Consider the following 18,532-nt stretch of genomic DNA (forward strand, 5'->3'; position numbering starts at 1 on the left):
GGTCACTCGCTTCTCAGAGTGACCCGGAGCGTCAATATGGTGTTAGCCGAAGGAAGTTCTGGAAGCAGCCATTGCATTTAAGACGTTCTCAAAATAGCTACATACTTCATCTGCAATTCCCAGAAACTCTTCAACAAGTACATTACTATCCAAGTAACAAGCATACAGATAATCAACTAAAGCGGAGTCAATCTCACAATAGTTTAATAGGGCATTCTTCATCTTAATAATGTCATCTTGCCATACACCTGTATCTTCTAAAACCAAAGAGTATAATGCACGAATTAATCTCTTAGAGTAACCTTTAATATATCTAGTTTTCATTGTGTTATCACTAGCATTAGAAAGTAAACTATGTATACGATCTATTTCCTCCTTGGTCTCTGTATTTAAGTCTAAAATGAACTCTGGAGAAATAATTATCGGTGGTACTTTTTCACCAACGTCATGACCATATATGCAAACACAAATTATCTTTACCCAAAAACCCCACTCATTTGGTTTACTTAATACATCGTCAATCGAGCAAATTATCGTATCAATCTTAGTTACTATTGGATATTCTTCCAAAAGCCTGTCTTTAATTTTTGACAATCTTTCGTAATCAATATCTTTGGGATTTACACATACAATAGTAAAGTCTGCATCTGACTTAAAAGGTTTAGCAGTTCCTTTTGGAATCGAGCCACACATATAAATGCTATGAATCTTACCTTTGAATTCGGTAAGTATATTATCTATATACTTATCAACAAAATCCTTATATTCACTTTGTATTTCAATTCTATTTATAACTTTTTCTAATATCATATAGACTCCTCCTAAACTAAGAACTTCTTTCGGCTAACGCCTTTTTGCGAACTTCGTAAATTCGTCATGACTTAAGTTATTCGCGAAATCATTCAACTATCCTGCCCGTTAGCTTTAATGAAAAAGCAGCCGGTTGTTTGAGCGGCTGCTTACATGTTTTTATTAAATTAACGTTTCCCGTTAGTTTAATACCTTGGTGTATAAACATGGTCTGTATCTGTATCAATTACGAAATCAATCCCAATCCCTTCTTTGTATGCTTCATGAATTAATTCAAATTCAAATAGTCTGCAAAAGATGGCTGAAATATCATTTATGTTTGTGCAATGACTTTTGGCAATAATGTACATATTTCTTAATTCTATAATTGAACATGTTTTGCCTTTAAGCAGTACATTCTCAAAGTAACCATCAATTTCGATTATCACATCAATCACTGCTGGTTTCTAACCAGCCTATAAGCTCATAGTTTTTTACTTTCATCGGCTGTACTTAGATTCCGAAGTGAATAATCAATTGGTTATTGGCTGAAGCTTTGGCAGCCAAGTCAATTAATACTTCTAATTCACTTTGCATTGTTTCTCGTTTCAACCAATTTCTCGTCTGTTCCCAGTAGCCCTCTTCATTCTCTTCTTCTTTCCAAATAGTATCTCCCCTTAAACTAAAAGTGTCTGGGGCTTCTCCGATTAGTTCAAGCCATTTATCTAATATCTTTATTAGCTTCTCTGCTCCAAGCTTATTAATAACGGTTACGCCATAGTAATTTAACCCTTTGTGACTTACTTTTGTTTCAGGGTTATATGAAGGTAACCAGTTCAAAAAATCCGTCATGTATTGAATAGTCTCATCTAATACTACAGACTTCTCAGCCCATGTATACCGATTATTTCTGTACCATTCATATCTGTTATTCAAATCAAAATCAACGTTAAGAAGAAAAAATTCGTGGGTTAAACTCATACAAATCACCTGGGATGACCCGTGTTAATTTATTGGTCTTACATAAACTATATTAGCACATATCAGAACTAAACTACCCGTTAGTTCAATGAAAAAAGCAGGATACCTTAGCTCCTGCTCATCAATTTGTATTATTCAACTATCGTGTCCCGTTAGCTTAGTGCTACTCAGAAGGTATTCCTTTCAAGTCCCCATAATGTTTAACGATTTTCTTCAATCCATCCAATGTCTCCACAAAAAAGTTTTGATTGCTTTCAATTTCAAACTTTAACTTATTGTCCTCATGTGCAAATTCCTTAAAGTAACCTTCGACGATTACTTGCCCTCGCTTATTAAACGTAACATCTAACTTTAGGTTCACTTCAGAATTTATAAAGGTTGCAACACCGTCTAAATCAGCCCAACACAATATCAACTGATTATAAAACTGATAGGCTTCACCTGTTGAGAACCACAACTACCCCTTGAGATAATAGTTCCCACTTTTGATTTCGGCGGTTCCTCTAACATCATATCCACCAAAATGGCTTGTAATATTCGGGAAATCGAATACCTCTTCTATGGTGATTAATATAAAACAGCCCTTTTTCCCTCGTATTACAAATTCACACACCAAAACCAACCTCCTTCATTCGATTTTACTGTTTTGTTAAACTATGTTTTCCGTTAGCGTGATGGACTACTATAAGTTATTCATTGGAAGCTCTTCATTTATCGGCATTCTTACCATTGCTTTAAATCTTTCCTCACATACACCATATTTTTTAAAGTTTTCTCTAGCATGGTCTAAGGAAATATGGTTTGCACCTATATTAACTTTAGGCTTGTCATGAGCAACTTCATCGTACTGCCAAAAGCATACTTCACAGATTTCAAAGAGAGCATCTTCTATACTATTGAAAGTAAAATAGTCGCAACAAGGACACTGCACTCTCACCATTTTTTTGAGCCACCTTTTGATTATTTCCCCATTATTTCTACGTTACCGTTACGCTATCCTGCCCGTTAGCTTAATAAAAAGAGCAGAATACCGAAGCACCTGCTTATCAATGTAATGTATTATTCAACTATCGTTTCCCGATAGTTGAATGCTCAAAAAAAGGGTTCTTTTTCAAATAAAAGACGGTCAATTTCTCGCTGGTTCAGTTTCTCCTTTAGCTCAGGTAAAGTGACATCGCGGAATTGTTTTTGTTCCTCTTGTTGTCTCATACCAGCGTATAGGTGGCTTTTGTATAGCTAAAACCAAGCCGTTCAGCATTCTAGGGATTCCTTTTAGGGTATATTTCTCGCCGAACTCGCGAAGGACCCATGCACGAACGTCCAAGTGCATTTCGCTTCGAATCTAGCATCCACCGTTCTTTGCTTGGCAATGGTCTCCTTCAGCCGTTCTTCTTGTTCGTCAGAAAGTTTTCGGATTCCTCCAGGATACACACCAAATTCAAGGCCTGAAGTCCCAGCTTGCGTTAAGCGTTCCAAATACCCGCTGAGGGCAGGAAATAATTTGTCCAAAATGTCTACAATTTCGGTTAACGCATGTCTTTCCAAATGCCACCGGAAATACATAGAGAAGAATTGGAGATTTAATGCATAAGGAAATTAATATTATCGTAAAATGATGTTCACATGTACTTTAAAAGGTATTATTATAAAATTAGGAAAATAGAACATTTTATAGTGGGATCTTTTCCTTTACGAACCTTATCGATTCGTTCAACATTTTTGTGAATATAATGTTTTAAAGTAGGACATATTTACTGGTAAAGAAAGGTTGGGGATAGTATGTTTAAAAAAATAGGCTTAATAGCCTTTGCAGTGACTATTATTTCAGGAGTGGTGTTAATATCCAATTCAAAAGCAGACACCTATCCAGAAATGGTAACCGTAAATAAGACAGATGAACATCCTGTTAACACTAATTTTTCAACAAATAACGTGGAATCCGTAGAATCTGTAAAAGAATCCGTAGAATCAAAAATCGCAAAAGGGTATTATAGTCAACTATATACACCTCATGGCATGTTCTTGCGAGCAGATAAACAAAGTATCTTTAAGGAATCGGAGATAGCAAGAAATTTAGATCAAATCGGACCTAATACGAATCAACTAATTTTTGAAGGCAAGTTTTTTTTAAAAGTAGATGAATCAACATTTTCGAAATTTTATCCCAATTCGTTACTCATAAATGAAACAAATGAAAACCCGACTGATGCTGATATTCCAACAAGTTCATCAAAATAGCAAGTCATAAAGAAGGAGCCGTTGTTTTTCGACAATGGCTCCTTCTTCGCTTTCATGTTTTACTTTATTATTGATAGATCCATAACCACTAACATCCGTATTCCCAATATTTTATATTTGCGTCTCTCTTCCCTTATAAAATATTTTCAAGTTCAATATATATAGCTATATTTAAAAGCTCCGTTTCAGTCACGTCCATATCTATTTTCCTACGTTAATCTGCCCGTTAGCTTAGTACTGTTTCTCAAATAAACCTCCGGGGATTAGCCGATATTAATCTTGTCTTTATATTTCTCTGCCCATTCTTTAAACGGGGTTAATTTAAGATTATAAGTTTTTAACGAATCAATATCTACATTATAACCAGCTACGTTATTCCATTGCTCACTTCGTACAGATAATGGATGAATCCCTTGCTCTAATGCTTCCTCAATACTAAGTGTTGTGATTTTAAGCTCTTTTCCTGTTACCTCCGAGATGATCTCGGCAATTTCTTTATATGACAGCGATTCGGCAGCTAATTCAATATTATGTTTATTGAATTTTTCAGGATTTGCAAAGGCTGCACAAACAAAAGAAGCAATATCTTCAACTGCAATGTGATCTATACGTGTATCCGCAAACGTAACCGTTTTTATTTCCCCTTGTTTTAAAAGTGGATACATTAACTCAGGTTTTTCAGTGAAATTTTCCATAATATGTGCTGGTTTCACGATAGTCCATAAAGGAAAGCCTGCTGAACGAACAGCTTCCTCTATATCCCACTTATCTGTCCAATATTTTTCAAACCAATAACCTGTTCCCCATTCCGGGAATTCCGTATATCTGCTTGTGGCTGCAACGGAAGTATGCACAAATTGTTCTACGCCACTTTTTATTGCACTTTGAATTAATGCAAAAGCCTGTTTTCTCTCTCTATCTGTTTCATTGGTATCCACGCCAGAGATAGGCACAGAAAAAACAGCATCGACATTTTTCATAGCATTTTCCAAAGAGGTTGGGTCATCGAAGTTACCTACTACAGCCTCTGCCCCTTTTTGAATAAGTGCCTGGGCTTTAGTAGAATTTTTATCTCTAACTAAAATACGGACTTTAAATCCCTGCTTTAATGCTTCCCGTGCCACAGATCCCCCTTGTAAACCAGTTGCACCTGTGACTAATATTACTTTTTGCTTATTATTCATTTGAAAAACTCCTTTGTTGCGAAAATTTATTGATGTAGTAATAAGCATAGGATAGTATATAATGTGATTAAAAAACAGTATGCACTTATTAGTGAGTTACTATCCAAAAGGAGAGTATTAGAATGAACGAGAGCAATGAAAATTTCAATGGATTGGAATCCTTTGAATATACCCTCTCCATTATGAGTGGAAAATGGAAGATGTTAATTATTTTCTTTTTAGGACGAGATAAAGTGATGCGATACAATGAACTAAAAAGATCCATTAATGGGATTACACATAAAATGTTAAGCAAGCAACTGAAAGAATTAGAAAAAGAACAATTAATAATACGTCAGGAATATTCTCAAATCCCACCAAAAGTTGAATATTCTTTAAGCGATAAAGGGGTATCTTTGCTTCCTATAACAAAAACTATGTGTGACTGGGGGAAAGAACATACGCAACAGGGTTAATTCCTGATTACACTAACCTGCCCGTTAGTTGAACATAGGCAGCCGATCCATTGACCGACTGCCTGTGTGTCGTTATTGAGTTATCGTTTCACGTTAGCGTAAAGTTAAGGTAATGAATCGACATGTGATTCGACTTCAAAAATAAATTCTTCGAGGTTATCGCAGTCAAACCAACCACTTTTTTCATTAATTTCATATAGCCCTTGAAAACCAGGATAGGCAATTAATTCTATCCACCCGGCTCTCGAAATCATCAGCAGTTCGATCCATTTCTTATTTAATAGCCATAGTAGTTTTAGTCCTACTGCTCATTTTTTTAAATAGTAAGATGGCAAGAAGTAAAGCTATGCATACAGCGGCAAAACCCAGCCAATTCAAATATAGGACAGATGTACGACTGATAACTAACCCGCCTAATCCAGATCCCAGTGCAAAGCCAAATTGGATGAACGAAGTATTTACACTAAGAGCAATGTCCGGATTTCTAGGCGCCAGAGTAACCAGATATAGTTGCTGGGCCGGGGAAATACTCCACGTTGCTAACATAAAAATCATTAATACCAAGATTAATACCAAGAGATTCACTCCGGCTAGAGCGAATAAAAGCAAAGTCGCCCCTTGTAACAGGAGCCCGAGACAAATGGTAAATTCCGATCCTTTTGCATCTGCCAATTGTCCGCCTAATCTGGATCCGACAAAGCTGCAAATGCCCGCCAAGAACAGAACACCGCTGATTTCGGTCATGGAAAGAGAGGATGTTGCTTGCAAGAAAGGCGTAATATAAGTAAACAGTGTAGAATAGCCGCTGACATAAAATAACGTAATAACCAAGGCCATCAGAATAGTTGGATTTTTTAAAATAGAGAGCTGCATTCTGAGAGTAACCTTTTCCTCTTCTTTGATTGCCGGAACCTTTTTATAGATGATAAGTAATGGAAGAATACTTAATAATCCTATTAAAACAAATAGCACTCTCCATCCAAACATCTCACTAAAAAATGTGCCCACAGGAACACCAAGCACTAGCGAACTGCTAAGCCCCATCAAAATGATGCCGATGGCATTGCCCCTTTTTTCTTTTTCAACAAGACGTGTCGCTATTGCCATGGCCACAACGGTAGCAATTCCTCCGCTAGCCCCTTGGATAATACGTAACCATAGTACTGTTTCATAAGCAAGATCTACAAACATAAGTCCGTTGCTGGCAATAAACACACCTAAGGTGGTCATTAGTAGTTTTTTGCGATCTGCATTGATCGTTAATGCAATCAAAACCGGAGCGACAATGGCTGCGGAGAGGGCAAACACAGTCACCAATAATCCAACTTCTGAAGTAGATACTCCCAAGTCCACAGCGATCATCTCAATAACTCCCGTAATAATATATTCAATGGTTCCAATCAGAAAAACAGCCAGTGCCAGAACATAAATGATCCGTTTATTTTTCAATTTCCCCCACTCCACCTTCTTCAGTTATCTATTTATAATGGGAATTTGTATTTCTATGAATTGTGCATCTCGTTCTGGAGATAACGGTAAATATAACTCCCTGCCCGGTTCGTTCTCCTTGATCTGATAGTTGTTTTTCTCAATCCATTTAGCTAAATGAACACAGGCCGCACAATCAAAATTAGTATTTGAATGAAAAGCCATTGTGGCCATCATCGGTTCAGGAGGAAGAGTCCGTAGCTGAAACGGTTCTGGGAATGATCGCAGCTCACAGGTTAAAAAATACCCGACTTCAAACTCAAACTCATCCTCTTTTCCTTCGACTTCTTTCCACAAAACAACCTGAGTACCTTGAATTAATTGACGATTTTCCGTCGTTATAAACTGATCAAATTGACGAAGCAAATCCGGAATGTCCTCTTCTTTCCCGCATGCTTTCTGATAAAGAAACAATTGAGCACCCTCTGCCTTGACTCTGATTTCTTGACCCGTTTCGAATTGCCCCTCTTTTTCTATAAGCTGCATACGCTCCTCAATCCTGACGAGTTTAGCTTGTTCCGTATCGATGATATGCTGGATTTCGCTTCTTTTCAGCTTAAACATGCCTTGAATATTTTCTAATGAAATATTTTCCTGAAGCAGCTGTTTAATTTGGGGCAATGTAAAACCCAATTCCTTATAGATTAAAATTCGGTTGAGCTCAAGAAGCTGATCTGCGGAATAGTAACGGTAGCACGTATCCTGATCCACTTTTTTCGGCCTAAGTATGCCAATCTGGTCGTAATAACGCAGTGTTTTTAAGGATACCTTGCTTAGCCTAGAAAATGCACTGATTTTGAACAAAATATCATCTCCAATCTATAACATAATGTGAGTATACAGCTTCCCGTGCAGGGGAAAGTCAAGGATGCTTTTATTTATTTAAGAAATTACTCTTAGATGAACAAAAGCAGCTGATCGTGTTGATCGGCTGCCTTCTTGTTTATATTCAGCTTCTTTCCAATGTTTAATTGGTGCGTAATAAGCCAATAAACGTTTTCACCTTTGCCCATCCTTAAATTATCGCACGGAGTAGCTAGGTTGGGCTATAGGTAGCTAATTCCGCGCACGGTGTAGATAGCTTGAGCTATAGACGGCTAGTTTAAGCACTGGGTAGCACGTTTAGGAGCAAATTTGGCAGGCGGCGTTCTTTTCACCAACTGTTCAGACTCAGTTGCTCTTATTTCCATAATCCAGCTCGTTTTGCCACACTATCGGACTCAGTTGCAGCTATTCGCTCAAATGAACTTCTTTTCTGCGCAAATCAAGGGCAATAAGAGCTATACAGTCCGAAACCTTCGCAATATGAACCCATATGCTGGAATAGCTGCAATACGGTCCGATACGATCAAGATCGAGCAAAAGGCAGCTAGTTTCGAGACATAGGCGGCTAGTTTGAGCAACAGGTAACAAATTCTGCGCACGGTGTAGCTAGGTTGAGCTATAGGTAGCTAATTCCGCGCACGGTGTAGATAGCTTGAGCCATAGACGGCTAGTTTAAGCACTGGGTAGCACGTTTAGGAGCAAATTTGGCAGGCGGCGTTCTTTTCACCAACTGTTCGGACTCAGTTGCTCTTATTTCCATAATTCAGCTCGTTTTGCCACACTATCGGACTCAGTTGCAGCTATTCGCTCAAATGTACTTCTTTTCTGCGCAAATCAAGGGCAATAAGAGCTATACAGTCCGAAACCTTCGCAATATGAACTCATATGCTGGAATAGCTGCAATACGGTCCGATACGATCAAGATCGAGCAAAAGGCAGCCGACCACGCAGTTGCCTGATCGTGATTCTTGAGCCATCGTTTCCCGTTAATTAAACAAACTACTCCCAGTAAGGAGTCCCACTGAAGAGAAATTCTTCTTTATTTACATATAACTTAAATTCCCGACTTGCTAATTTACTAATATGACTGGGCAACCACTCATTAGAATCAGGCAACCCAAGCCAAAAATTCATTGTTTCGAGTTGGGCCGCCACAAAGAAGCCTTCTAACTGTTGAACATAGTTATGAGGCAGGTCGAATTGTTTTGCGTATGATTCTAGCAACTGGCTTCTGAAAACTGGATGGATATAAGAAAGTGTCCAACCTAAATCGAATAAATAATATCCGAACCCGCAAGCTCCAAAATCAATGGCTCTAGCTTCTTGTTTATGAAACACATAATTACTTGGAATCAAGTCTGCGTGAATTACCCCCCAGTTGCTAGGTGTTCTTTCTATATCGTTCATCATTAAAATTGCACGCTCTCCTGCCAATTGCAGAATTGCCACATCATTTTTATTGAGCTCACCACCGTCAGCAAGCTGTTTGAGCTTTTCTAATGATTGTGAAATTCTTGTATTATCAAAGGATGGTCTAGTAAATGATTGCGGAACCTTCCAAATAGATGATTGTTTATGAAGCTTTCCGATCAATTTGCCTACGTACTCGGCATCATTGACTGTTGGAACAAATTGTTTTTGCTCACCCTCTACCCATTTTACCAATGTACAGTTCATGTCAGCTATCTTAGTAACATATTCACCAATGTTATTTTTTATAGGTGACGGTAACACCAAATCAGTATCATTTATTAATGATTCCAGCCAAATCATTTCTGAATGAATGACTTTTTCCTCAGACCAAATCCTTTCCATCGAATCATTTTTTGATAGATGTATCCGCAAACTATAGCAGTTACTTTCTTCATCTGTCACTTTATAGATAGTGTTTGCATTTTGACCAATATGATCTATTGATTGATAAGTAATTGAATAACAAGTTAATGCTTCTATTGCAACATCATGAGTATTTAACATGTTCTCCTCACTCCCCCTGAAACAACCGAATAAGGACATCGTACCATGACTTTTTCTAATAGTTCGGGAGAGAACTCTTATATTTATATTTTATCCACCACCTAGTTTATTAAGGTAACTTGCCCGTTAGTTGAATAAAGGCAGCCGATCACATTTACTGACGGGCTGCCTTTATCGTGTTTATTGAACTAGCGTATGATGTTAGCTTAACGCCATTGCCTATGCATCACCAATCTCCGATATACGTGTCTACTTTACTTTATTTAATAAGTTTGTCACCATTCTGCTCAATGTCCCTTGATCGACGAAAGGAGCAAGGCTTGCCAGCAGATCTGGGCTAAGATGTTCAGCTTCGACTCCACTAATTAACTTCTCGAGATTTTCCCTGTCCAGAAAAGGTACGAGGCTAATGATCCGGTTCGCATCAATAGTGCCATCTGCAACCCGGTCTACCAAGCGGCTTAACGTTTCTCTGCTAATAAAGGGTGCCAACCCTTGAACGGAATTCCAGCTCAAGCTACCCTCTTCTGCTTGTTGTACCAACCGATCTACATGTTCTTTTTCAAGAAATGGGGCAATTCCAACAAGATTGTGCACTTCTAAGGAACCGTCAATTGATTTATCTACCAGTCGGCTTAATGTGTCGCTGCTGACGAACGGAGCGAGTCCAGTAATGGTATTCCACACAATTTCGCCCTCTTCTGCCTGACGAACCAGTTCATCCAATGTATCTGTTCCAAGGAACGGAGCCAGCCGCATGATCATGTCTAACTTAAGGACGCTGCTGTCTAATCGTTCTGTAACCTTATGCAGAGCACTTGCTTTTACAAACGGCGCTACTTCTACAAGCTCTTCCACCTCCACCTCACCGGTATTGACCATCTCTGCAACTTGGTCCGGCCTGTTCTCTGCGATCTCCTCAACGATCGTTCCTAGGTGCGGGTGCTCCCGATTTTCTGCGTTGTCTCCTGCATTTAAAATGTCGTCTACCGTTTTGCCGAATAACCTCGCAAACTGCGGAAGCGTTCCGATATCCGGTAGCGAGTCGCCCCGTTCCCATTTCGATACCGCTTGATGACTTACATTCAGTTGGTCGGCAAGTTCTAATTGGGTCAAATCCTGGTCTTTGCGAAGCTTTGAAATATAAGCTCCAATTTTACGCAAGTCGAGCATTGTATACCTCCAATAAAACAAAATGTACAGTGCGCACTGTCGAAAACAGCATAGCATTTCCTCAAACGCAATCCTATCAAGCGGTGGTTGAATTTTCACAGGCGCTTTATTCAACTGCCGGTAGAATTGTCCACTTTTGTCACTTTCATTTATAGGTTTTTTTCTACAAATCATTTCCATTATCCTACCCGCTAGTTGAATTACACCCAGGCCTTTGGTCAGTACCGAAGTCTTAAATACGTTGCTCTCTCGTCCAATTAATGCAGAAACCCTGAGGCTCATCAGCGCTCATCGTTTATACATAATATAATCATCACTCTAACTCATCGCTGTTAACAACACGGCAATCGTATTAAACACACCGTGAACGATCATACCAGGCACGACCGATCCCGTACGTTCATAGGTCCATGCCAGGACAACTCCACTAATAAAATTCACGGGCATGGCATTCATAGTGGGAAAATGTGCAAGCGTAAAGATTAGCGAACTAATCACAATCGCCCAGCTCATACTAACACGAGTCCGTAACCAACGATATACAAATCCACGGTAAAATATCTCCTCATAAAATGGTGACACGATCCCTGCCGACACAATACCAATAATTATAGTAAATAGAGTGACATTTTGCTTCAGACTCTCTGTTTTGCTATTGTCCACCGTATTCCCAAGAAAACTAGTGAGATAGAGAGTCACCACACTGAATACGATAAGAATAAGTGTCCACAGCGCAATCCTCCACCAATCTTTCGCAGAAAATCTCTTTACTCCTACCTCAGTCCAAGGCATTTTCTTCGGTCGTAAAGCAATAAAATATAAACCTAACAAAAGTACAATTGCTATGGTAAGCCCTGTAAGAGTCCCTGAATAAAGAGTATTCCCCAACCATTGCTCATACATTGACTGTACCGCATATTTGATAACGAATATAACGAATACAAATTCAAGCGCAAGTAAAGCAATAAACTCACGCCATGTCCACTGATCCATCTTCTTCCACATTTCCGTGCTGGTCATCCTTAATCCCTCAATCCTCTGTGATATAATTTAATGATAATAGGTGACGTTACGTCACCTGCAAGCATTATTTTTGGGAGGAAAAAGAACCATGAATAGATGGACAACAGGACAAATATCCAAACATCGGAACATTTCGGTTCGAACCCTACGTTATTACGATCAGATCGGTCTACTTACACCGAGTTATAAGGAAGATAACGGCCGCCGTTATTATTCAGAAGAAGATTTATTCACTCTCGAAAAGATAACGTTGCTTAAATCACTATCACTACCGCTTGAAGACATTCAAAATGTAATGGACAAGCTATCCTTTCGTCATATTCTAATCGCACATCATAATCATCTTCAGGAGCAGCTTGCTTCTCTTCAGGGCAGTATTGCAAATACTACTTCTTTGATCAACATGATTGATCTAGAAGGTACACTCTCCTGGGATCGGGTTTCTCATCTGGTCCAGAACGTACAACCCATTTCTAAACAATGGATCGATTACTTCAACGATGACGAAAGTACCTTTCTACAAAATGCACTACCCAATCTCAGCAGTAATGACCAGACCACTCAGCAATATGCCTCTTTGCTGCGCCGGATTGAGTGGTGCATACAACAATCTGTTCCACCTGAATCTGATGAAGGTTATTCCATTGCCTGTGAGTTAATAAAGCTATCACACGAAACCTTTAATGGAGACGAGGAATTGATGGAGAAGTTTTGGGAAGTGAGGAAGCTCCCTACATCAGAGTCAGGACTATATCCCGTTTCCGACGAAGCGCTGAACTTTGTGGAGCTTAGCATTGCTCACGCTCTAGAAAAAGAGACGGAACAGAAATAGGAGATTTCATCATATTGATAGATTTCTTTATACACCAGGTTGCGGTTTATCATAACTCGCTGGAGAACTTTTTTTTATTTCCTATAGCCATTTGAACGATAATCTGAAGCACGATGATTACAGCCAATCCATAAAATGCTTGAACGAAGCTGCCTGTTGCATCGTGCAGCCAGCCAATGGCTAGCGGCCCAAGCGCTCCGAGAATGTAGCCACCAGATTGGGTCATTGCGGACCAGCTACTGGCTTCTTGAGCACTGCTTGTTTCATCAATGGGCAACATCAGTGCAATCGGGAACAGCCCACCCGCTCCAATACCGAGCGGAATCGCCGCGAGCCAGGGGCTAACGGTTAGGTTCAGCATCAGGACACCCATCAACTCCAATAATGCACACCCGACAAGCCAGAATACACGTCTTTGGTAACGATGTACAAGCATGGGAATGAACAACGTAGAGGGCAGCGATATCAATGTAAATAAAGTTTGGATTTTGCCGGCCGTCTCTTGACTATACCCCTGGCTTTGGATTGCTGGTGCAAGCCAAGCGGTCAATGAATAGAAGATCGCTGCCATCAGCCCGAAGAATAATGTCAGCACCCAGGCACGTTTGTTGTTCACCGGAAGTGGTGCATTAAGTACACTGGAGATTTTACCGGATTGTCGATCTGCGTGCGCAGACCAGGCTAATCTCAACCATATCGGCAATGCAATGGCTGCGAGTAATGCCCATACAGCCAACGAGCCTCTCCACGAACCACCCAGCGTATGCTGTAGCGGAACCGATAGTCCCACACTAATGCTGGCCCCCATCACCATCGCTGTAGAGTAAATACCCACCATGGATGCCACTCGGTCAGGGAAGTACTGCTTGATGAAGCTGGACAACAGCGGCCCTGCCAATGCAATCCCTACACCGGACAGAAAAGAAGTGAACATCATCAAAGGAGTTGTACCAACAAACCATCGTAATCCCGTACCTAACCCAATGAGGATTAAAGCCAGAACAATTGCACCCTCATTTCCCCACCTTCTGCTTAATCGTACGGAGAACGGAGCAAATATACCCATACATAATACCGGAAGTGTGGTTAACAGACTGGCGGTAATCCCGCTTATACCCAGATCATTCTGAATGGTGCTCATTAGAGGAGAAATGGATGTAATGGGTGGCCGTAAATTCAGTGAAGCCAGAATAAGCGCCAAGACGATATAAAAAAGTTTCATTATGAATCACCTCATGGTAGTAGTATCGATGCATTCACCCATGATCCTATTTGTTAATAACAGATCTTTGGATGGTGCACGATTAAGTATAGAATCATTAGAATGATTGAACAATACTATAGTTTCTATTAAAATGATTACAAAAACCAATGATTAGAGGTCATTCATATGGAGATTCGTCAGATGGAAAACTTCATTGCTGTGTGTGAGGAGCTTCATTTTACACGAGCAGCTGAGAAGCTTGGCATATCTCAGCCTACGTTGAGTCAACAAATACGCGCGCTCGAGGATGAACTCGGAGTTCCCTTATTTGACCGAGTCGGCAAAAAGATTGTGATGACTCAGGCCGGAAATCTCTTTCTGGAGCACTGTGTACAGATGATTCGGCATTTACAGAATACCCAGGATGCGTTAGCTGAATTACGCAATGATCAACGAGGGCGGTTGGTAATTGGTGTTCTCCCTTCCGATCTGGACTATCGGCTCACCCCATTACTCGTGAATTTTCATACGCGATTCCCTAAGGTGCAGCTGAAGGTTATCTCTTCGATCTACGTCTTGAATCAAGTACTGGATAATGAAGTAGACATCGGGATCGAGATCATTTCCGCTCCTGATGACCGGCTTGTACGCATTCCTTTGTGCAGTGAAGAATATGTACTTGTCGTTTCCGAGAAACATGATTGGGCTGAACGAAGCACAATTGGAATCCAGGAACTGCGTAATATCCAAACTGTAATGTTCCCCGAAGGATTTACAGGCAGAGAATTGGTTGATGGCTATTGCCGTAAATATGGCTTCAGCTTAAATACGATCATGGAGACCAGTTCGGCAACTTCCATTATTAGCTTGGTTAAAGCCAACGTCGGAGGAACATTGCTGCCTTATCCTCTGATCCAAGCGATGAATGAACCAACACTACACTGCATCCGAATTACAGACGATCCGCCATATCGTCACTTTGAGATCATTCATCGTTCCGACCGTTTTCTGACAAAATCGGCCAAGGCATTTATTGAGAAAACTATCGAGTATTTCAATTAAAGGTGAGTTGCGAAAGAGATCGCTTCTGCTGCCAGAAGTAGAGTATAGTAGGAATAGTTGAAAATATATTAGGAGGCTACAGCCATGTCACAGGAGATTTGGATTAACCTGCCAGTCAAAGATGTTGAGAGGTCAACTGCCTTTTTCAATGAGATTGGATTCCAAGCGGTGAGTGTTGGTAACGAGAGAGCCAAGCTTGTTATAGGCCAAACAACAATTCTGCTGTTTCCGGATGCGGCGTTTGAGAAATTCACAGGTTCAAAGACCGCAGATACTTCCCATAGCGCTGAAGTAATATTCTCCATTGGTGCTGAAAGCAGAGAAGAAGTAGATGCCTTTATCCAAAAAGCAGAGTCTGCCGGAGGAAACATCTTTGGCAAGCCAAGTGAAACTGACGGCTGGATGTACGGCGCAGGATTTGCCGACCTGGACGGTCACCGCTGGAATCTGCTGTACATGGATGAGAGCAAAATGCCAAAACGCTAATATAAAAACGCAGGTCACCTGCATATTTGAACTAACCTTCCGTTAGCTAAACAAAGGCAGCCGCTCCATTGACTGGCTGCCTTTGTGTCGTAATTGAGTTTTTTAGGAGTGAAATTTGAAGCGAAAAGCCAACACCGACAAATCCAAGATATGGTGTAAAAATTTTGCTTATACGTTGATGAAAAGAGCTGGGAACGGAATGAATAAAGAAAATAGGGACTTCGCTGAACGAGTTCGATGATTTAGCTGGTCAACTGTACCTGAACATTGAATCAAAGTGGACTATATTTGATTCAGTTCCCTCTCAATACCCTAGTAATGAAAGTCAAATTGCAGATGTCTCAGAGGAAGAAAAGTACAGTCAAATAATAAAGCTGAGACGTGAAAAAATTACAGATATAAAATTGGGAGACGTTACTCCACATTTAATTATAAACTTGGAATCAGGAAGCATATTATTTGTTAATGGTTTTCATGAGAAGTATGAATGTTGGCAGGTGGGAGTAGAATTTGATAATTGGCTGGTTGTTGCATGTCCAATGAATGGAATTGCTACATGGACCTCAAATAAATTTGAATAACAAAAAACACTCCATTGTCAGGAGTGTTTTTTGCTTTATATACTGATATACATTTTGTGGTCAAACTGTACTTTGTATTTGGAAGCATTACGGTGAACCGTATTATATATTCAAATTTCATGGCTACGCGATTACACTTTCGGAGGAAACATACGTTTATGGACCCTCAACCACATGTACCTGCACTGTAAGCTTACTATCTACGGTTGCCAAGATGACATTGTTCAATAAGTGGGGCTGTATTACCGTTTCCAGCCATTCGCGGTTTTTGCCGATTTCGCGTAACAGTGCATGTTCAATGTGGCCATCCACAATAATCGGTTTGGTCAGGTTAAATGGTTGTGTGGCCAACTTCAGATCAGCCGGAGTTACAGGCTGATAAGCCGTATTTACGAAGACAGAAAGAGTACCGCCTGGCTCCCATGAAGCAAAGGCAACCTTCGAGATATCCTCTACGCTCGACTTTCTCAGCTCTGCATACAAAAAATCAATAGGTAACTTTGCCTTCGATAGGTTCCGGTAATTAAGCTTCCCTTCCTGAATAAGAGTAATCGCTGGAGGATCGAAAAATTGTTTTAACAGTGGGATCTTTAAACTGAGCCAGATCGCGACTATGTATAGGATCACGAGCGAAAGAGTCGTAATCATGGAACCCTTCAGGCCAAGTTGCTCGTCCGACAGTGGATGCGCAATAATATTTCCCAGCGTCAACGCGATGATGAAATCAAGAAACCTAAGCTGCGATATTGAACGCTGACCCATCATTTTGGCAGCAATTATAAGGAATACAAATCCGACAATCGAGCGTAAAATCCACCCTATTGCCGACAATGACTCTTGGCTCTTAAAAAAATCCACGCGCTCTTTTCCTCCGTTATCTTATTTTCCATTAATTAGGTTGCCCTATCTCTACCCAAGACATACAATTCGTAGCAACACTTTATGTAATGTTAGTTTTTTGTATCAGCGACATTACGCTCTACTGCCCGTTAATTGAACAAAGGCAGCCGATCCCCTGACCGGCTGCCCCAATGTCATCATTTAGCTATCGCTATTCGACAGTTTAACAATCAAGATTTCTGCACGCCGTGACCACTCTTCTAATGTCTATGTGCAAGGATATTAATAAGTTTGCCAAACGGGTCGCGGACATAGAATCGCCGAACGCCCCAAGGCTCATCAACAGGCCCATATTCTATCGGAAATCCAGCTTTCTTCATGCTTTCAAATGTAGCATCGACATCATCGACTTCAATTGATATATCAGGCGTAGGCGTTTCTGAGCCACCCTGTGAGGCAAAACTAATCTGAATGCTCATCTCCTCGTCTAAACCATAAGTTCTAATCCAACCATGATCCATCATTAAATCAAGACCGAGCACATCCTCATAGAAGCATTTAGCTGCCGTGATATCCTTCGTGTTTATATTGGCGACGATTCGTTTGACCTTCATTTCAAACCTCCCAGACATAAGTAGATTAATCTTGAATATAGAATACATTCAACATATAACAGTTAATTCTAGCCTCGGCGTTCCTAACCTTAATTTATCCATAATAAGCTGCGAGGCTCACCGAGCAGAAAACACCCGAAGAGTTGGCATTAAGTCTGGTTACGAAATCTCCGTACTAACCATCTCAACACAAGAAGCACCACGATTCCGCAAATGGTATAACTGATTGGGCGAATAAATTGCTCCACGATACCCCAGTTGTCACCTAAGCGGTATCCCAGATAGATCAAAGCTAAGTTCCACGGGATACAGCCGAGTGCTGTAAATGTTATGAATCTCCAAGCTTTCATTCCAGCAATCCCTGCGGGCAGTGAGATAAAAGTACGAATAAAGGGCAACATACGAGTAAAAAATACGGTACTCTCGCCATAACGCTCGAACCAACGCTCCGATTGCTCCAAATGATGCTCATTCAGGAGAATATATTTTCCGTATTTCTCTAATAACCGGCGTCCACCAGCCTTACCAATATAATAGGCAATGATGGAACCCAGTAGGTTTCCGAATATCCCAGCAACAGCAACTTCCATAAAAGTAAGCGAGCCTTGCGCAATCAGCCAGCCACCGCTGAGCATAATCACTTCGCTGGGAATGGGAATACAGGCACTCTCTAGAATCATCCCTAACCATATGCCCCAAATGCCCATAGAATTAACAAGGTGAAGCGCGGATTCAGATATCCACGTAAAGAGTTGATGCATGAGTGTTCACTCCGCTTCA

At 40.4% G+C, this 18,532-nt stretch carries 21 protein-coding genes; 5 read left to right on the top strand and 16 right to left on the bottom strand.

Annotated features, from left to right (window positions below):
- Positions 1-42: 42 nt before the first annotated feature.
- The 6 genes from NYE72_RS22385 to NYE72_RS22410 form a co-directional block, all read right to left on the bottom strand.
- The gene (locus tag NYE72_RS22385; protein WP_076148236.1) at positions 43-810 is read right to left on the bottom strand and encodes a nucleotidyltransferase domain-containing protein; all 768 of its coding nucleotides are present in this window, start codon (positions 808-810) and stop codon (positions 43-45) included.
- A 492-nt stretch (positions 811-1,302) separates the two neighbouring features.
- On the bottom strand, positions 1,303-1,770 hold the full coding sequence (locus NYE72_RS22390) for a hypothetical protein (RefSeq protein ID WP_076273043.1): 468 nt from the start codon (positions 1,768-1,770) through the stop codon (positions 1,303-1,305).
- A gap of 163 nt (positions 1,771-1,933) precedes the next feature.
- On the bottom strand, positions 1,934-2,227 hold the full coding sequence (locus NYE72_RS22395; RefSeq protein WP_076104332.1) for a hypothetical protein: 294 nt from the start codon (positions 2,225-2,227) through the stop codon (positions 1,934-1,936).
- Positions 2,228-2,383: a hypothetical protein gene (locus NYE72_RS22400; protein WP_179089994.1), complete on the bottom strand. Its 156-nt coding sequence runs from the start codon at positions 2,381-2,383 to the stop codon at positions 2,228-2,230.
- 69 nt (positions 2,384-2,452) lie between these two features.
- The gene (locus NYE72_RS22405; protein ID WP_339210416.1) at positions 2,453-2,710 is read right to left on the bottom strand and encodes a CPCC family cysteine-rich protein; all 258 of its coding nucleotides are present in this window, start codon (positions 2,708-2,710) and stop codon (positions 2,453-2,455) included.
- 332 nt (positions 2,711-3,042) lie between these two features.
- A complete protein-coding gene (locus tag NYE72_RS22410; protein ID WP_076104330.1) occupies positions 3,043-3,315 on the bottom strand; it encodes a hypothetical protein in 273 nt (90 codons plus the stop codon).
- 234 nt (positions 3,316-3,549) lie between these two features.
- On the opposite strand from NYE72_RS22410, the gene NYE72_RS22415 reads away from it, so the two are divergent.
- Positions 3,550-4,008 carry a hypothetical protein gene (locus tag NYE72_RS22415; RefSeq protein WP_076275068.1) on the top strand — a complete coding sequence of 153 codons (459 nt, stop codon included), beginning with the start codon at positions 3,550-3,552 and terminating at the stop codon, positions 4,006-4,008.
- 263 nt (positions 4,009-4,271) lie between these two features.
- Here NYE72_RS22415 and NYE72_RS22420 read toward each other — a convergent pair whose 3' ends face one another.
- A complete protein-coding gene (locus NYE72_RS22420) occupies positions 4,272-5,192 on the bottom strand; it encodes an NmrA/HSCARG family protein (RefSeq protein ID WP_076104328.1) in 921 nt (306 codons plus the stop codon).
- A 122-nt stretch (positions 5,193-5,314) separates the two neighbouring features.
- Here NYE72_RS22420 and NYE72_RS22425 point away from each other — a divergent pair, with 122 nt between their 5' ends.
- Positions 5,315-5,647 (top strand): helix-turn-helix domain-containing protein, encoded by a 333-nt coding sequence (locus NYE72_RS22425; RefSeq protein ID WP_076104327.1) that lies wholly within the window; start codon positions 5,315-5,317, stop codon positions 5,645-5,647.
- 273 nt (positions 5,648-5,920) lie between these two features.
- On the opposite strand, the gene NYE72_RS22430 is transcribed toward NYE72_RS22425, so the two are convergent.
- The 5 genes from NYE72_RS22430 to NYE72_RS22450 all read right to left on the bottom strand — a co-directional run bounded on the left by NYE72_RS22430 (position 5,921) and on the right by NYE72_RS22450 (position 12,130).
- Positions 5,921-7,096 (bottom strand): MFS transporter, encoded by a 1,176-nt coding sequence (locus tag NYE72_RS22430; protein WP_038572629.1) that lies wholly within the window; start codon positions 7,094-7,096, stop codon positions 5,921-5,923.
- A 24-nt stretch (positions 7,097-7,120) separates the two neighbouring features.
- A complete protein-coding gene (locus tag NYE72_RS22435; protein ID WP_076104326.1) occupies positions 7,121-7,939 on the bottom strand; it encodes a helix-turn-helix domain-containing protein in 819 nt (272 codons plus the stop codon).
- 1,020 nt (positions 7,940-8,959) lie between these two features.
- Positions 8,960-9,937 (bottom strand): phosphotransferase, encoded by a 978-nt coding sequence (locus NYE72_RS22440; protein ID WP_038572637.1) that lies wholly within the window; start codon positions 9,935-9,937, stop codon positions 8,960-8,962.
- Between the two features lie 249 nt (positions 9,938-10,186).
- Entirely contained in the window at positions 10,187-11,110 is a 924-nt protein-coding gene (locus NYE72_RS22445; protein WP_076317236.1) for a helix-turn-helix transcriptional regulator, read from the bottom strand.
- A gap of 318 nt (positions 11,111-11,428) precedes the next feature.
- Complete coding sequence (locus NYE72_RS22450) at positions 11,429-12,130, bottom strand: type II CAAX endopeptidase family protein (protein WP_076104323.1); 702 nt, start codon at positions 12,128-12,130, stop codon at positions 11,429-11,431.
- A gap of 91 nt (positions 12,131-12,221) precedes the next feature.
- On the opposite strand from NYE72_RS22450, the gene NYE72_RS22455 reads away from it, so the two are divergent.
- Positions 12,222-12,965 (top strand): MerR family transcriptional regulator, encoded by a 744-nt coding sequence (locus NYE72_RS22455; RefSeq protein WP_076317237.1) that lies wholly within the window; start codon positions 12,222-12,224, stop codon positions 12,963-12,965.
- 49 nt (positions 12,966-13,014) lie between these two features.
- On the opposite strand, the gene NYE72_RS22460 is transcribed toward NYE72_RS22455, so the two are convergent.
- Positions 13,015-14,187 carry an MFS transporter gene (locus NYE72_RS22460; RefSeq protein WP_036683107.1) on the bottom strand — a complete coding sequence of 391 codons (1,173 nt, stop codon included), beginning with the start codon at positions 14,185-14,187 and terminating at the stop codon, positions 13,015-13,017.
- Between the two features lie 183 nt (positions 14,188-14,370).
- Here NYE72_RS22460 and NYE72_RS22465 point away from each other — a divergent pair, with 183 nt between their 5' ends.
- Positions 14,371-15,231 carry a LysR family transcriptional regulator gene (locus tag NYE72_RS22465; RefSeq protein ID WP_235219488.1) on the top strand — a complete coding sequence of 287 codons (861 nt, stop codon included), beginning with the start codon at positions 14,371-14,373 and terminating at the stop codon, positions 15,229-15,231.
- Positions 15,232-15,315: 84 nt separating this feature from the next.
- Positions 15,316-15,717, top strand: a complete 402-nt coding sequence (locus NYE72_RS22470; RefSeq protein ID WP_036683113.1) for a VOC family protein — start codon at positions 15,316-15,318, stop codon at positions 15,715-15,717.
- A gap of 737 nt (positions 15,718-16,454) precedes the next feature.
- Here the strand turns inward: NYE72_RS22470 and NYE72_RS22475 are convergent.
- The 3 genes from NYE72_RS22475 to NYE72_RS22485 form a co-directional block, all read right to left on the bottom strand.
- Complete coding sequence (locus tag NYE72_RS22475) at positions 16,455-17,156, bottom strand: YetF domain-containing protein (protein WP_036683116.1); 702 nt, start codon at positions 17,154-17,156, stop codon at positions 16,455-16,457.
- Between the two features lie 242 nt (positions 17,157-17,398).
- Entirely contained in the window at positions 17,399-17,752 is a 354-nt protein-coding gene (locus NYE72_RS22480) for a VOC family protein (protein ID WP_076100525.1), read from the bottom strand.
- A gap of 149 nt (positions 17,753-17,901) precedes the next feature.
- Complete coding sequence (locus NYE72_RS22485) at positions 17,902-18,513, bottom strand: DedA family protein (protein WP_036683119.1); 612 nt, start codon at positions 18,511-18,513, stop codon at positions 17,902-17,904.
- Positions 18,514-18,532: the final 19 nt, after the last annotated feature.

The organism is Paenibacillus sp. FSL L8-0333 (assembly GCF_037965665.1).
GTDB lineage: Bacteria > Bacillota > Bacilli > Paenibacillales > Paenibacillaceae > Paenibacillus_AQ > Paenibacillus_AQ odorifer.

Excerpts from the sequence above, each read along its gene's own strand:
- NYE72_RS22445 (WP_076317236.1), bottom strand. The coding sequence starts at position 11,110 with ATGCTCGACTTGCGTAAAATTGGAGCTTATATTTCAAAGCTTCGCAAA.
- NYE72_RS22460 (WP_036683107.1), bottom strand. The coding sequence starts at position 14,187 with ATGAAACTTTTTTATATCGTCTTGGCGCTTATTCTGGCTTCACTGAAT.
- NYE72_RS22465 (WP_235219488.1), top strand. The coding sequence starts at position 14,371 with ATGGAAAACTTCATTGCTGTGTGTGAGGAGCTTCATTTTACACGAGCA.
- NYE72_RS22485 (WP_036683119.1), bottom strand. The coding sequence starts at position 18,513 with ATGCATCAACTCTTTACGTGGATATCTGAATCCGCGCTTCACCTTGTT.
- NYE72_RS22480 (WP_076100525.1), bottom strand. The coding sequence starts at position 17,752 with ATGAAGGTCAAACGAATCGTCGCCAATATAAACACGAAGGATATCACG.
- NYE72_RS22385 (WP_076148236.1), bottom strand. The coding sequence starts at position 810 with ATGATATTAGAAAAAGTTATAAATAGAATTGAAATACAAAGTGAATAT.
- NYE72_RS22415 (WP_076275068.1), top strand. The coding sequence starts at position 3,550 with ATGTTTAAAAAAATAGGCTTAATAGCCTTTGCAGTGACTATTATTTCA.
- NYE72_RS22440 (WP_038572637.1), bottom strand. The coding sequence starts at position 9,937 with ATGTTAAATACTCATGATGTTGCAATAGAAGCATTAACTTGTTATTCA.
- NYE72_RS22450 (WP_076104323.1), bottom strand. The coding sequence starts at position 12,130 with ATGACCAGCACGGAAATGTGGAAGAAGATGGATCAGTGGACATGGCGT.
- NYE72_RS22405 (WP_339210416.1), bottom strand. The coding sequence starts at position 2,710 with ATGGTGAGAGTGCAGTGTCCTTGTTGCGACTATTTTACTTTCAATAGT.
- NYE72_RS22425 (WP_076104327.1), top strand. The coding sequence starts at position 5,315 with ATGAACGAGAGCAATGAAAATTTCAATGGATTGGAATCCTTTGAATAT.
- NYE72_RS22390 (WP_076273043.1), bottom strand. The coding sequence starts at position 1,770 with ATGAGTTTAACCCACGAATTTTTTCTTCTTAACGTTGATTTTGATTTG.
- NYE72_RS22420 (WP_076104328.1), bottom strand. The coding sequence starts at position 5,192 with ATGAATAATAAGCAAAAAGTAATATTAGTCACAGGTGCAACTGGTTTA.
- NYE72_RS22455 (WP_076317237.1), top strand. The coding sequence starts at position 12,222 with ATGAATAGATGGACAACAGGACAAATATCCAAACATCGGAACATTTCG.
- NYE72_RS22470 (WP_036683113.1), top strand. The coding sequence starts at position 15,316 with ATGTCACAGGAGATTTGGATTAACCTGCCAGTCAAAGATGTTGAGAGG.